Raw genomic sequence first — 13,076 nt, forward strand, 5'->3', positions numbered from 1 at the left:
GGCGGGGAGGGTGACACGAGCCCCTATAAATAGGATATCCGATCTTTCTTCCTGGCATCCTCTTTTGAACTGTCCTGGTCAACCGCCTTGCCGCGTTGGGTCTTGGCGGCTGGGGTGGACTCGCCGAAGATCCGATCCATCATCACATCCAGATCTTCATCTTCCTCCGCGCGGGTCACCGATGCCGCCGGTGTCTTTCGGCGGTTTTTTCCGAGCTGGCCTTCGAGATTTTCAATCCGCTTAATCACGTCTTTAAAGTTTCGGTCGGCCCCTGCGATCTTGCCGAACATGTTCAGGGCCTCTTCCGGCCGCCCTTCCTTTTCATATAGAGAGGCCAGGTCATAACGAAGCCAATGGCCTTGAGTTTCTTCGCACCGGGGGTCAGAAAGGGCACGTTCCAAAAGCTTGATCGCTTCCAGACGGTCTCCGCCTTCCTGATGGCATGCCGCCAGCATGTTGCATGAATCAATAAAGCGGTCCGGCCCATCCATGGCCTGCTTAAATTCGATCATCGCTTCATTTATAAGCCCCATTTCCTTGTAAGCGATTCCAAGGTTATAATGGGTTTCGTAATCGATATCATCCACCTGCACCGCGTCTTTTTGAAACTCTTCAAAGATGCTGTCCAGCTGTTCGCTAACCGTCTTCTCATCGTGAAGTTCGGACTTGGAATGGATCTTTGGATCCCCTTTAATTTTTTCATTTAATATCCCGGATAAATCAACAAATTCTTCTTTATTCTCTTTGGGCCCATTGGACCGTCCGCTTTTTTTGTCGGTTTTTCTTTCCGGTTCCTTCTTTTCTTTTAGGACCGATTGATGGGTTACCGATTCCTCCGCTTCTGTGGGGTAATGGCCCGCGGTTTCCGGGGGCTCCCCGACCGCTTTCTTGGTATCAGTGCCCATGAACGGAGCAAAGGATTTTTCAAGTTCATCATCTAAGCGACGTTCATCGGCCGATTTCGCATTGTCCTGTTTTTGAACCTGGGCCTCTTGAATCGGCCGGGTGGTCTTGGTCTCAGGTTTCGGCGGTGATTCGGCCACTGGCTGTGTCCCCTCAAACGTCTTAGCCTTTTGAGACTTCATCTCCAACTCGATGGTCTCTTCCGCCGCGATGGCTTCGAGCTTCTCCTTGGCGGGGGGAAGATCAGGCTGAAGGGCCAGAATGGACTCATACATTTTTTTTGCTTCATCCCGAAGACCCTGCTGCTGGTAGAAATCCGCTTCGGCCATCTGTTCGGCGACTTTTTCCTGCTCATGACCTGTGGCGGCCGAGACTTCGGAAGAAATCCGTTCCTTGGACCCAACTTCCGGTGCCGGGGTGTCTAATTCCGTACTGGGCCCAGCGGCCTCGACCTCTGCCGGCTTATCGGCCAATATCGCCTTCATACGTCCGCTGTCCATAATCGGAGAGAGGTCCGTTGCTTCACGAATTTTCGGATTCTCCGGATCAATGGTCTTCGCCTCTTCCAGGATGGCTGTCCCCCGCTCTGAATCCCCCGCTTTTTTATAGATCTCCATTAAATGGAAGCATTCTTCAATCGCCTTCTCGTTCTGTCCTTCATTCTTATAGATTTCCTTGAGCTGCTGGTGGGCCGCCTCATTTTCCGGGTCCACCGCGAGAATTTGCTGGAGCTGTTCAATCGCCTTCGTCGACAAACCGTACTTCAAATAAACCTCAGCCTCCGTGAAAAGGCTTTGAAGAGCGGCCTGATCAACAATGGGCACCGGTTCCGCTGAAGGAACATCGCTCTCGGAGGGCAAAAGCACCTGAGCGAGGTCCGCCGGTTCTTCCGGGAGCGGTGCCACAGAAGTCTCGGGTTGGTTGAATGATTCGGAAGGAACGGTCTGGGGTTGAGAATCCTCCGTGGTCTCAAAGGATTGACGTAAGCGTCGGACATCGTGGTGCTGGGGGTCAAGCCCTTTGATCTTGGCGTACAATTCTTTGGCGCGGGCCGTCTCCCCTGAAGCCAGTGCGCCATCAATGACGTGAGCATATGTTGAAACGGCGAGTTGTGCACTCCCTCCGCGATCATAGGCCTCCGCAAGCAAAATATGGGCATCCCCTCGGTCCGGATCGGCTTCAATGTATTCCTTCATCAATTTTCCGGCCTGACCGTATTCGCTGCGGTCCATGTATTGGTGAACGGCCTTCTTAAACCAGGTGAAGGCCTCATCCTTGTTGCCTGTTTTCATGACGACCGTCCCAAGTTTATGAAACCCGATGGGGTCGTCAGGATTCTGCTCAATATATTGATCCATGAGCTTCCGAGCCTCATCAAGCTGCATGCCCTCTAAACCGCCGATCTTTGTAAGCAGTTGCTCTTTAGATTCCGAACTCGATTGTGAAGGAGTCTCTTTAGTTGCTGCGCCCCCCCCCATCTGTTTTCGTGCCGCTTCGTTCTTGGGATCCAACTTTAATATGCGATGACAAAGATCGTCCGCTTCTCTCAACTGCTTGTTATTGCGGTACGACTCGGCAACTTTCAGGTACTCGTCGATGGCATCCTGTTGCATTCCTTCCTTCAGACAGAGGTCCGCTAACTTCAAGCGAATTCCCGTATTGCTCGGGTCCAAGTTGGCTATTTTTCTATATATTTCAAGACACTCCTTGACGTCCCCTTCCTGAATAAAATGTTTGGCGGCCAACAAATAATCTTCTACGGCGTTTCCGACAAGGCCTCGCTCCGCATTGAGATCTCCCAACTTGACAATAATATCCAGGCGTTGAGGAACGAGTTTGATCAGTTTTTTGTAGATTGCAATGGTTTTTAGCGCAAAACCGGCGGAACGGAATACTTCCGCCCCTCTGAGGTAGGCTTCAACCGCTTTGGAAACGTCGTTTTTTTTAAGTAACAGATCCCCAATCGTGTTGAAAATATTGCCATCATTAGGCGACTCGGAGATGAGTTTCTGCCATTCATCGATGGCTTTATCAATCTGGCCCTTCGCCATGTAGCGTTGGGCATTCTGCACGATCGTCGCTTTATCGGCCAATGGACACCCCTAAAGTCACTTTATTTAAAAAATACCAGAAGTTAGTGGGGATGTCAAACGACGCAGAGGCCTATCCGACTAATGAAAATGGGGCTTTTTAAAGGATGGGTAATTTATTTTTATACGAGGGTGGATTTGTAAGGGTCCAGAAGACTTGGATCTCCTGGGTCGTCATAATCATCAATTAAATTAAATCTTCGGTACTTATGAAAAAGGGGAAACCCGTTAAACGGAAAGACGGACGACGTTGGCGGCCTGGGGTCCTTTCGCGCCGTCCACAACGTCAAACTCAACCGGCTCCCCTTCCTTCAAAGTTTTAAATCCGTCGCCCTGCAAGGCGGAATAATGTACAAAAACATCTTTGCCGTCTTCCAATTTGATGAACCCAAATCCTTTGCGATCGTTAAACCATTTCACTGTGCCCTTGCTTCTCACAACACCCCCCTTTCTTTACACAGTCCCCCGAAATTTTACACGCGTGACCGCAAAACAAAAAACCGCGGGCCATGTTTCCCCGCGGTCTTGATGAAGCTTCGCGTCATTTTCCTTCCACAAAAGAGACCAGTGTTCACTTTATGGACACTCAATAATCGGGTCATAAGTAACACAGTCATTCAGGCTTGTCAAGAATTTTTTTAAAGAAGTCAGGCCCCCTCCCTATTTTGTCGATTTTATATCACCTTTACAATTCCATAGAATTCCATTATAAAAGACCTATGTGGAAAATCATCGATCGATACATTTTTATCGAGCTCCTGGTACCTTTCGTGCTGACTCTGTCCGCCTTAATGATGATCCTCCTGATCGAACAAACGGTGCAATTGACCGAACTGTTGATCAACAAGGGGGTCTCATTCTTAACCGTCGGCCGAATTTTTATTTTTCTCTTGCCGACCTTTCTGATTATCGCCATTCCGATGGGGGTCCTGATTGCAACGATTATTAGTTTTTCGCGATTGATGGCCGATCATGAGATAACAGGTTTGATGGCCAGCGGTATCAGCCTGTCGCGATTAGCGGTTCCGGTTCTCGTTTTCGCGGTCCTGTCGTTCGGAATGACGTTCAGTCTATCGGCCTGGGGTCAGCCCTGGGTCGGTCTCAACATGAAGAAAGCGGCCATGGACCTGCTCAAACAGGAGTTTTCCTTGGGGCTGGAGCCCGGCATATTCAATGAGCCTTTGGAAAATATGATGATCTATGTCGACGAAATGCCCACCCCCACTCAGCTTAACGGCATCCTAATTTACGATCTCAGGGACCCCAACCAGCCGGTGTTGATTTTGGCGCAGGAGGGAATGATATTAGGCGACCCGACATCGGATCTGGTCGGCCTTCGCTTACTGAACGGCAGCCAGCACCGAGAAAGCGGAGATCCGCCCCGCTATCAATGGATAACGTTTAGGAAGTATGAGTTCAAACTAGATTTGGCCGCGGCCGTCAACCATGCGTCCGGGGATACCGACCCCGCGCTCAGGATCCAGCAGATCAAAATGAGAATGGCCGCTTCTCAGCCGTTGGCACGCAACGAGCGGAGGACCCTTGAGGAATATTATAAAACTTATTCCTTCCCGTTCTCCTGCCTCATTTTTGGAATTGTCGGAATTCCCCTTGGATTGGTCATTAAACAAGGCGGTCGTCTCGGCGGTTTTGCGCTCGGTATCGCGATGGCCCTGCTCTATTACCTGTTCATGATCATCTCGGATTTTCTGGTCACATCATTCCTGCTGGCTCCCTTGTTTGCGGCCTGGTTGCCGAACCTGCTGATGACTGTACTTGCGGCCTTTTTTATCATGGGATCCAACCGCGGGTTTTGGATTCAATCGCTTCGTCCTGGCGGGCGATGAGGAGATGAATTTGCCGATACTGCTCAAATACATTTTTCGCGAGTATATAAAGATTCTCCTCCTCTGTCTCGCGACGCTTGTCCTGGTCTATATCACCATCGATTTTTTCAGCAAGATCGGGCGCCTTATCCAGGAAAACGCTTCATTCCGGTTGATATTTCTTTATTTCGGTCTTAAAATCCCGAAGACCGTTTTTGATATTGCGCCGATCGCCATGCTGGTCTCCACGCTGATCCTCCTGGGACTTCAGTCCAGGAACAATGAGATCGTGGCGCTGAAAAGCAATGGCGTCAGTCTGAATTACGCAACCTCTCCGATACTGATCCTCGCATTTGCCGCAAGTCTCCTTCTGGGTCTTGGCAACCTTTCATTCATTCCCCTCACCAAGCAAAAGACCGACTTCGTTCAGTTTGTTAAAATCAAAAAGTACCAGGAACAGGCTTACTACGGCCAAAGCCATCTCTGGATACGGGACGGACGCCACACATTCCTCAACATCGGCCTGGTCGATCCGATCAACCGGGTGCTGCATGATGTTACGCTTTACAAGCTTCGGGACGACTCCACATTGCAGGAACGCATCCAAGCCAAGCGGGTCCAATACGAAAACGGGGCATGGATCATGTATCAAGGCCGGGTCATGGATTTTTCCGAAGACGGAAAAGTCACCGAAGACCTTTTCGACAAACAGACGGCCACTTTTCAAAGAAAACCACAGGAGTTCAAAGGACTGGACATCGACACGGATAAAATGAAATTCGGCGAGCTCAAAAAATATATCAACCGCCTGGACAAGGATGGTTACGACGTCAGGCGATACCGTGTCGATCTTTATAACAAGCTTTCGCTTCCCTTTGTCAGCTTCGTGATGAGCTTGATTGCCATCCCCTTCGGACTGGTGGAGACCAGGTCACGCGGGGTCGCGCGGGGCATCGGCATCAGTTTATTGATTGCCAGCGGCTACTGGATCGTTCATTCCATCGCACTTTCCTTTGGCCATGCTGGATTGATCCCGCCCCTTCTGGCCAGCAGCCTGGCCAATCTGCTCTTTCTGTCCATCGGAGTCTACCTTTACCTCGGAATCCGGCAATAAAGAGGCACCGGCATCTGCCAAGGCTTGGTTCCGCCCGAGCAGTCGGATGACGGATCCCGAAAATTTCAGGCCGATGAGGCCGGGCTTCCCTCGCCGGGTCCCGACGGGGTCAAATGGCCGTGGTCTCCTTCATCGAGATAGATGATCGCCTGGCGAATCACCTCCTCCACTCCCGCCAGCACGAGCATGTCTTCCGGTTCCAGGACAAAGGCGCCGCCGGGATTGGCCCGGGTCTCCTCCCCCCGAATGACGGCGACAATGATCGCGCCGGTTCGAAACGGAAGCTCCAACTGGGCCAAACTTTTTCCGACGGCAAGCGAATCGGGCATAAGACGATGCCGGAACACCTCCACCTCGGGCGGTAGAATTTCTCTCGTGAGGATCGGCTGAATCGCGGCGCGGCTCAGGCTCGAATATCCCTCCCGCCGGATTTCCTCCAGTTTCCGGGTAATCCGTCCGGGGGGAACCCGGTACCGTTTGAGGACGATTCCGGCGATCTCCACCGAGCTTTCCAGCTCCTCCGGCACCACGTCGTTCGCACCCAACTGAAAAAGTTCATCCAGGTCACGGACGTACCGCGACCGGGCCACGATCTGAATCGACGGATTCGCCTGCCGGGCGACGCGCAGCGCCCGGCGCAACGCGAAGGGATCCGAAACGGCCAAGATCAACATCTTGGCCGCATCGATTCGCAATTGCCGGAGTACTTCGGGGCGCGTAACGTCCCCGAAGTATATCGGAATATTTTGGGTTCGACCCAAGCGAACCAAATCTCCGTGAATGTCGACCACGACGTGCTTAAGGCCGGCCTCCTTCAAGGTCCTCGCGAGATTTTGTCCGTTGAATCCGTATCCGGCAATGATCACATGGTCCTTTAGCTCCAGATCTTTGGGTTGAAGATCGGTCAGTTGTCGGGTCCCGAACAATCTTCTGAGGGGTTGGAAGGATTCGGCACGGTCGGACAGGGGCGGCCCCAGTTGGATGAGAAAGGGCGTGGCGATCATGCTCAGGATCGAGATGGCGAGAAAATGCTGATAGGGCTGTCCGACCAATACGCCCTGATCCTGACCGAATTGGGCCAAAACGAATGAGAACTCCCCGACCTGAAGAAGCGCAAGGCCGACCAAGGCCGCAACACGGACGGGGTAACCCATGGCCAGGGTCACCCCCCCCGCGATCAGTCCTTTGAGAACCATGACGCCCGCAGCCGCCCCGAGAATCAGAAGCGGCTGGTTCACCAGAAGCCTGAGATCGAGCAACATCCCGATCGAGACAAAAAACAGACCGTTGAAGCTATCCCGAAAAGGGACTACTTCGGCCAGCGCTTGATGGCCGTACTCCGACTCCGAAATGACCAGTCCGGCAATGAACGCCCCGATCGCCAGCGAAAGGCCGATCCGGGAGGTGAGCCAGGCGATTCCCATGCAGATCAGGATCACGGCAATGACAAAGATTTCACGGCTTCGGGTTCGGACCACCCACATAAGCAACTTCGGGGCGACCCATCGGGCCGCCAACAAAAGACCGCCCAGCAGGAGCACCAGCTTGACCACCGTGAACAGGATCAGTGCGGTCGATTCCGGCCTTCCGTTCCCGTTCCCAAGGAACGGCGTCACCAACATCATCGGAACCACGACCAGGTCCTGAAAAATCAGGATTCCCACCGAAAGACGCCCGTGCGGCGCGTCCAGTTCATTTCGATCCATTAAAATCTTCAGGACAATCGCGGTGCTGCTCAACGCCAGCAGGAATCCCCAAAAGATCCCGGTCTTCCACGATACCTGGAGGCTCAGAAAGACCACGGTCGTGATGAGGATCGTGAGCCCCACCTGAAGCGCTCCCCCCGTCAGGATAAAAGCCCGCACGTTCGAGAGTCGCGCGAGCGAGAATTCCAGGCCGATCGTGAACAGGAGCATGACAACGCCGATCTCGGCCAAGACACTGACCTGATCCGCATCGTCGATCAGGTTCAGACCGTAGGGTCCCACGAGGGTGCCGGCGATCAGAAATCCGATGATGGAGGGAAGGTGAATCCGCTGGAATATCAGGACGACGATGATCGAAAAGCCGAAAATAACGACCAGGTCCTGGAGAAATTGGAGGTGGGGCATAACATTTAACTCCGGAAACCAAGGCTCATAGACCCGGCCTGGATCAGCACAAACGGACAAGGTTCGGCGAGACTATTTTTTAACAAAACGCTTTAAATAAAAAAACCTCGCGTTGAAAAAACCCGCCAGCGGGAGAAAGACAACCGAGACGACATTTAATTTTGAGAGATAGAGGGCGATCAGCGCCAGAAACCCGGCCCATGCGGCGAGATACAGGTAAGGCACGGCCCAGCGCCCGGGATGTTCCACCCGCACCGGATCTCCGAGCTTCTTAAGCTGGCGGGTCAGTCTCAGCTCGGCCCGGCGCATGCGGTCCGCAAAATAGGCCGGATGGGTTTTATAAAGATAATGTTGATAGCCGGCCTGCAAAAGTCCGGCAATCAGGCCGACCGACAACAGAATCAGACTGTCGGTCAGAAGTGGCGCCATGGGCCCACTCTTGAAAATGAGATAGATCACCCCGCCGTATCCCAGGATCAGGGAAATCAATCCGATCAGGGCCGAAGAATAGACGAGCGAGTTCTTCAGATACCGCGCGGCCTGCTGTTGCTCCTGTTCAGTTTTCTTGACCGTGATGAATTTCGGCATCGGCGGGATTCTGGGATTCCGGTTGTTCGGTTTTTTGGTCCGCTTTGATCCGGTATTTCTCGGCGGCCCAGTTTCCCAGATCGGTCAGCCGGCAGCGCTCGGAGCAAAACGGGCGGAATGGATTGTTCGTCCACTCCAGTGATTTATGACAGATCGGGCAAGGAAGGTCCATGAAATAATCATACCGCAGTGGAAGGAACGACGCAAGCCCCCCGGACTCACCGATCCCAAAGCGTCTCCGGCTCCCGGTGCGCACGGCCCATCCACCGGGCCAGAACAAATAAGGCGTCGCTCAGGCGGTTGAGGTATTTGAGGATCTCCGGGTCAACCCCTTCCACGCGATCCAAACGAACACAAAGCCGCTCGGCCCGCCGGCAGATCGTCCGGGACAGATGAAGAAAGGCCGTGAGCGGACCCCCGGTTGGCAGGACGAATTCTTTCAGCGGCCTCAAATCCTTCTGACACCTATCCATAAGCTTTTCGAGGTGCAGAACTTCCTCGGAACCGATCCGGGGTAAATTTTTGAACCGCTTCTGATCCTTGGGCAACGTTGCCAGCAGCCCGCCGATATCGAACAGACGATTCTGAATACGGTGGAGTTCGGTCTCAAGCCTCCGGGCTTGGACGAGACGCTTCGCATCCGGCCGGTTAAAAGCCCGCACCACGCCGACCGCGGAGTTCAACTCATCCACCGTCCCATAGGCCTCGATTCGAAGTTGATCCTTTGATATCATTTGCCCGCCGGCCAGTCGGGTTTTGCCCTTATCGCCGGTCCGTGTATAGACCCGTGTGATTCTCATCTTTCCCCCGAATGAAATCGGCCCGTGGCCCGCCTCAGAATCGAACGGTGAATCCGCCCATGAAATTCCGTTCCGGTGAGGGGTTGAATCCGATTCGGCTCCCGAACGGAAAGCCTCCAACTCCTCCGAAATCATCATACTTCCGGTTAAGGATATTGTTAACCCCGAAAAATGCCTCGGCGGATTTAAATCGATAGCTAAGTTTAGCATCAACGACGATGTATTCGGGAAGTTTTTCCTGCTGATTCGCCAGGTCATTGGCCAAATACCGTGATCCGACGAATCGACCCGTCGCGGAAAGAAGCGGCCCCTTATCTTTCCCCCAATCCGCCGAAACACTTCCGGCATGTTTCGGGGTGATGGGAAGGTGACTCCCTTCGAACGGACCCTGCTGTATCCTGGTTCGGGTGATCGTGTAGCTCCCCTTGATGCGAAGGGTCGAAGATGGCCGGACCGACGCCGAGGCCTCGATCCCCTCGTGTCGAACTTCGGGAACATTCTCGTTTTCGCCGAACGCCGCTGCGCCGAGCGCCGGAGGCACAAAGAGGATTTCATTTTTAACATCGGTCCGAAAAATGGAAAGCGTTCCTTCGAAGACCGATCCGGCCTGGAACTTTTCCCCCGCCTCATAGGTGGTCGCCTGCTCCGGATCGAGTGCCGGTGTCAGGCCGAAAATGCCGGTCAGTTCGTCCCGATTGGGAAAGCGGAAATTCCGGGACCATGTTGCGAACAGACTCGTGGAGGGTGTTGTCAGATACATCAGCCCGATCATGGGGCTGAAGACACGAAACGACCGATTCCCGGAAGAGTCGGTCGTTGAATTCGTCGTCAAGTCCGTCGTCGCCTGTGAATACGTAAACCGGGACCAATCCATGCGGCCGGTCATGTTAAGGGTCAGCGCGGATAATATCGGGAGTTCCTCGCTCGCATAGGCCCCGATCAACCGGCGCGTGTAATCCGTTTTTTCGAGATTGACGAACGGGAATGCGGGATCGGGATAATTGTTCGCGCTCTGGGCATGGATCTCCTCCTTGAGGAGATCGGTTCCCGCCAGGAAACGATTTTCCCGTCCGGCGAGCCGTCCGGTGATACGGTATTTTCCGGCCAAGGACACGGATCGGCTGTCGTCGCTCAGATCGGTCGAACCCGAATTCGGAACGGTCGTCAGCGATCCGTCTCCGCGAAGGGTCTGGCCGGTCGAAAATTCGATCCAGTGATTGGGATCCAGGTACGAATCAAACGAGAGGTCGAGCCGACCTTGATGGACACCCGCGTTATCCAGGGGGGTCACCGATCCTCGCCGGCCGACCGCGTCGATTTCGTCCTGGGTGAGGCTGCCCGGAAGCAAATAATCGTTGCTGAGGTACCCGGACTGCAGATGGAGCGTCGAAAAATCACTGACTTTGTAATTGAAATTTCCGATGTAATTGGAGGCCCGGTAGTCGCTGTGCTCCCGGTAACCGTCGCTTGTATCAAAGCCCCCGTACAGGTAATATCCCAAGGCTCCCGACGTTTGAGAAATGGCCGCCTTGCGTTTCCAATAATCATAACTGCCTCGCTCGAGGGAAAGATCCGTATAGGGCTCACGGGCCCCGGACTTGGTGATGATGTTGATGACGCCTGCGATGGCGTTATCCCCATAGAGCGACGTGGCCGGGCCGCGGGCGATCTCGATCCGATCAATCGCCTCGACCGGGATCGCGGCCCAGTCCGGATTGCTCGTGTCGACCGCATTGGCCCGACGGCCGTCGATCAGAACCAGCACCCGGCTGCCGTTGCCGCCCCCGTCGTTGAATCCACGGCCGTCGATCATGATTCCGGATGGCGTGGAGCCGCTGGTGTTGGTGACCCAGAGACCGGCCTCCGTTCGGAGCAGGTCCCCGGCATTCGTCGCGTTCGTCCGTCGGATGTCCTCCGATGTGATCACCGTAACATGGGACGGAACATCAAGGACGTGCTCTTCCTGCCGTGTGGCCGTGACCACGACCGGCCCCAATTCCATGGGTCCTCCTTCATTCTGAGCCAAAACGATTGAACCGGTTCCAAATAATAATACCGCCAATATTCCTGCGAAAACAAACTTCATCCGCACCTCCTTTCGGCTCCGGTCACGGCGGATTCAGTTGAAACACCAACGGCACCTGGACCTGGATCGTTTTATTCCATGAAACGGGAAAGTGAGCGAAGCGCCCCACCCGCCTAACGGTCTCGACCGCTTCCTGATCGAGAATCTTCGATCGGGAGGATTCGAGGAGACGGATCTCCCGCGCCTCGCCCGTCGCATCGATCACAAATTGAACCCGAACCGTTCCTTCTTGCCCTTGAATTCTGGCCAACCATGGATAATGTTTGGCCTGCTCCAGACGATCCCGAACATCCGAGAGAAAATGGGATAGCGCATCCGACCGCGTTTCGTCTTCCGCGATAGAATCATATTGGGCCCGCGTGCTATCAACCGCGGGTGAATCGGTCGATAACGGTTGAACCTCTTCCTCCTGCGATTGGACAGATGATTCATTGGACATTTCAAGGCTCGCGGATTCACGATTCTCTTTAGCGGAATCCGGAGGTACGGGCACGAATGATTTGACGGGGTCCGGCTGACCCCGTGAAGGCGCCGATGAAATCGGCCGATTCTTAAAGGGCCCCGACGACCTAACCGATGCCGGCCGAGTATCCATCGGATCGACCAGGCTGACCTGCACCACCGAGACGGGCTGATGCGATGACCATGGCTTCCATAGAATACAAAGAGACAGCCCTCCGATCAGGAAATGAAACCCGACCGAAGCCGCGACAAATTTCCAAGCTGCCGGTTTATTCCCGTCCATTTCTACTCCGGAATCACGGTAACTCTTGGATGGCCGGTTGTCGGATGCGCATCGACCGCGGCCCGGCAGCGGTAGACTTCTTCGATCACTTTTTCCGTCAACACTTCGGAGGGTGTTCCCACCCGGACCACCCGTCCTTCATTCAATAAGAGCAGTCTCCGGCAGAGCTGGGAGGCCATGGTCAGGTCGTGTAAAACGACCACCACCGTCATACCGTCCTGCCGATTCAGTTCTCCAAGCAGTTTGTAAATCCCGGCTTGGTGGTGAAGATCCAGAAACGTCGCCGGCTCATCCAGCAGAAGGACCTCCGCCTGCTGCGCCAGCGCGCGGGCGATGATCACGCGTTGTTTTTCCCCGCCCGACAGCTCGGTGAAAAATCGGCGGGCGAACGAATCCACGCCCATGCGCTCCATCGCGGACCGGGCGATGCCATAATCCTCCGCGCTCTCAAACGCCCATCCTTTCATATGCGGGTAGCGTCCCATCAGAACCATTTCAAGAACGGTATAATGAAACGGGGCCGGAAACTCCTGAGGGACCATGCTCACACGCCGGGCCAGCGTGCCCAGCGGAACGGTCGAGAGGTTTTCCGATCCCAACCATATTCCCCCCTCACCGGGTTTCCGATGCCGGCCCAATATTTTCATAAGGGTGGTCTTTCCGGAACCGTTGGGGCCGATCAGACCCAGGACCTCTCCCTGTTCGATCGCCAGATTGATCCCTTTTAGAACCCAAGCCGATTCGTAGCGAAAACTCACGTCTTGCAATGTATAAATCGTAGCCATCTCCGTTTCGTGACCGCCTCCTATAGTG

11 protein-coding genes are annotated in these 13,076 nt (G+C 54.1%); 2 read left to right on the plus strand and 9 right to left on the minus strand.

The window, feature by feature from the left end; translation table 11 throughout:
- Positions 1-23: 23 nt before the first annotated feature.
- Complete coding sequence (locus VMN77_09020) at positions 24-2,996, minus strand: tetratricopeptide repeat protein (protein ID HTN43920.1); 2,973 nt, start codon at positions 2,994-2,996, stop codon at positions 24-26.
- Between the two features lie 225 nt (positions 2,997-3,221).
- On the minus strand, positions 3,222-3,431 hold the full coding sequence (locus VMN77_09025; GenBank protein HTN43921.1) for a cold-shock protein: 210 nt from the start codon (positions 3,429-3,431) through the stop codon (positions 3,222-3,224).
- 281 nt (positions 3,432-3,712) lie between these two features.
- Here VMN77_09025 and VMN77_09030 point away from each other — a divergent pair, with 281 nt between their 5' ends.
- Complete coding sequence (locus VMN77_09030) at positions 3,713-4,840, plus strand: LptF/LptG family permease (GenBank protein ID HTN43922.1); 1,128 nt, start codon at positions 3,713-3,715, stop codon at positions 4,838-4,840.
- Between the two features lie 10 nt (positions 4,841-4,850).
- Positions 4,851-5,933 (plus strand): LPS export ABC transporter permease LptG, encoded by a 1,083-nt coding sequence (gene lptG, locus VMN77_09035; protein HTN43923.1) that lies wholly within the window; start codon positions 4,851-4,853, stop codon positions 5,931-5,933.
- Between the two features lie 65 nt (positions 5,934-5,998).
- Here the strand turns inward: lptG and VMN77_09040 are convergent, their stop codons facing one another.
- The 7 genes from VMN77_09040 to VMN77_09070 form a co-directional block, all read right to left on the minus strand.
- Entirely contained in the window at positions 5,999-8,044 is a 2,046-nt protein-coding gene (locus VMN77_09040; GenBank protein ID HTN43924.1) for a cation:proton antiporter, read from the minus strand.
- A gap of 72 nt (positions 8,045-8,116) precedes the next feature.
- Positions 8,117-8,632 carry a hypothetical protein gene (locus VMN77_09045; protein ID HTN43925.1) on the minus strand — a complete coding sequence of 172 codons (516 nt, stop codon included), beginning with the start codon at positions 8,630-8,632 and terminating at the stop codon, positions 8,117-8,119.
- The gene (locus tag VMN77_09050) at positions 8,601-8,804 is read right to left on the minus strand and encodes a DNA gyrase inhibitor YacG (protein HTN43926.1); all 204 of its coding nucleotides are present in this window, start codon (positions 8,802-8,804) and stop codon (positions 8,601-8,603) included. Before VMN77_09050 ends, VMN77_09045 begins: the two co-directional genes overlap by 32 nt.
- 46 nt (positions 8,805-8,850) lie before the next feature.
- Positions 8,851-9,432, minus strand: a complete 582-nt coding sequence (locus VMN77_09055) for a cob(I)yrinic acid a,c-diamide adenosyltransferase (GenBank protein ID HTN43927.1) — start codon at positions 9,430-9,432, stop codon at positions 8,851-8,853.
- Positions 9,433-9,466: 34 nt separating this feature from the next.
- A complete protein-coding gene (locus VMN77_09060) occupies positions 9,467-11,434 on the minus strand; it encodes a TonB-dependent receptor (GenBank protein ID HTN43928.1) in 1,968 nt (655 codons plus the stop codon).
- A 106-nt stretch (positions 11,435-11,540) separates the two neighbouring features.
- Complete coding sequence (locus VMN77_09065) at positions 11,541-11,957, minus strand: energy transducer TonB (protein ID HTN43929.1); 417 nt, start codon at positions 11,955-11,957, stop codon at positions 11,541-11,543.
- A gap of 308 nt (positions 11,958-12,265) precedes the next feature.
- A complete protein-coding gene (locus VMN77_09070) occupies positions 12,266-13,048 on the minus strand; it encodes an ABC transporter ATP-binding protein (GenBank protein HTN43930.1) in 783 nt (260 codons plus the stop codon).
- Between the last annotated feature and the right edge of the window lie 28 nt (positions 13,049-13,076).

The sequence above is a fragment of the Nitrospiria bacterium genome (assembly GCA_035498035.1).
GTDB lineage: Bacteria > Nitrospirota > Nitrospiria > JACQBZ01 > JACQBZ01 > JACQBZ01.

What these genes read in the sequence shown, in the direction of transcription:
- VMN77_09030 (HTN43922.1), top strand. Translation starts at nt 3,713, where the DNA reads ATGTGGAAAATCATCGATCGATACATTTTTATCGAGCTCCTGGTACCT.
- VMN77_09040 (HTN43924.1), bottom strand. Translation starts at nt 8,044, where the DNA reads ATGCCCCACCTCCAATTTCTCCAGGACCTGGTCGTTATTTTCGGCTTT.
- VMN77_09045 (HTN43925.1), bottom strand. Translation starts at nt 8,632, where the DNA reads ATGCCGAAATTCATCACGGTCAAGAAAACTGAACAGGAGCAACAGCAG.
- VMN77_09070 (HTN43930.1), bottom strand. Translation starts at nt 13,048, where the DNA reads ATGGCTACGATTTATACATTGCAAGACGTGAGTTTTCGCTACGAATCG.
- VMN77_09065 (HTN43929.1), bottom strand. Translation starts at nt 11,957, where the DNA reads ATGTCCAATGAATCATCTGTCCAATCGCAGGAGGAAGAGGTTCAACCG.
- VMN77_09055 (HTN43927.1), bottom strand. Translation starts at nt 9,432, where the DNA reads ATGAGAATCACACGGGTCTATACACGGACCGGCGATAAGGGCAAAACC.
- VMN77_09050 (HTN43926.1), bottom strand. Translation starts at nt 8,804, where the DNA reads ATGGACCTTCCTTGCCCGATCTGTCATAAATCACTGGAGTGGACGAAC.
- VMN77_09060 (HTN43928.1), bottom strand. Translation starts at nt 11,434, where the DNA reads ATGGAATTGGGGCCGGTCGTGGTCACGGCCACACGGCAGGAAGAGCAC.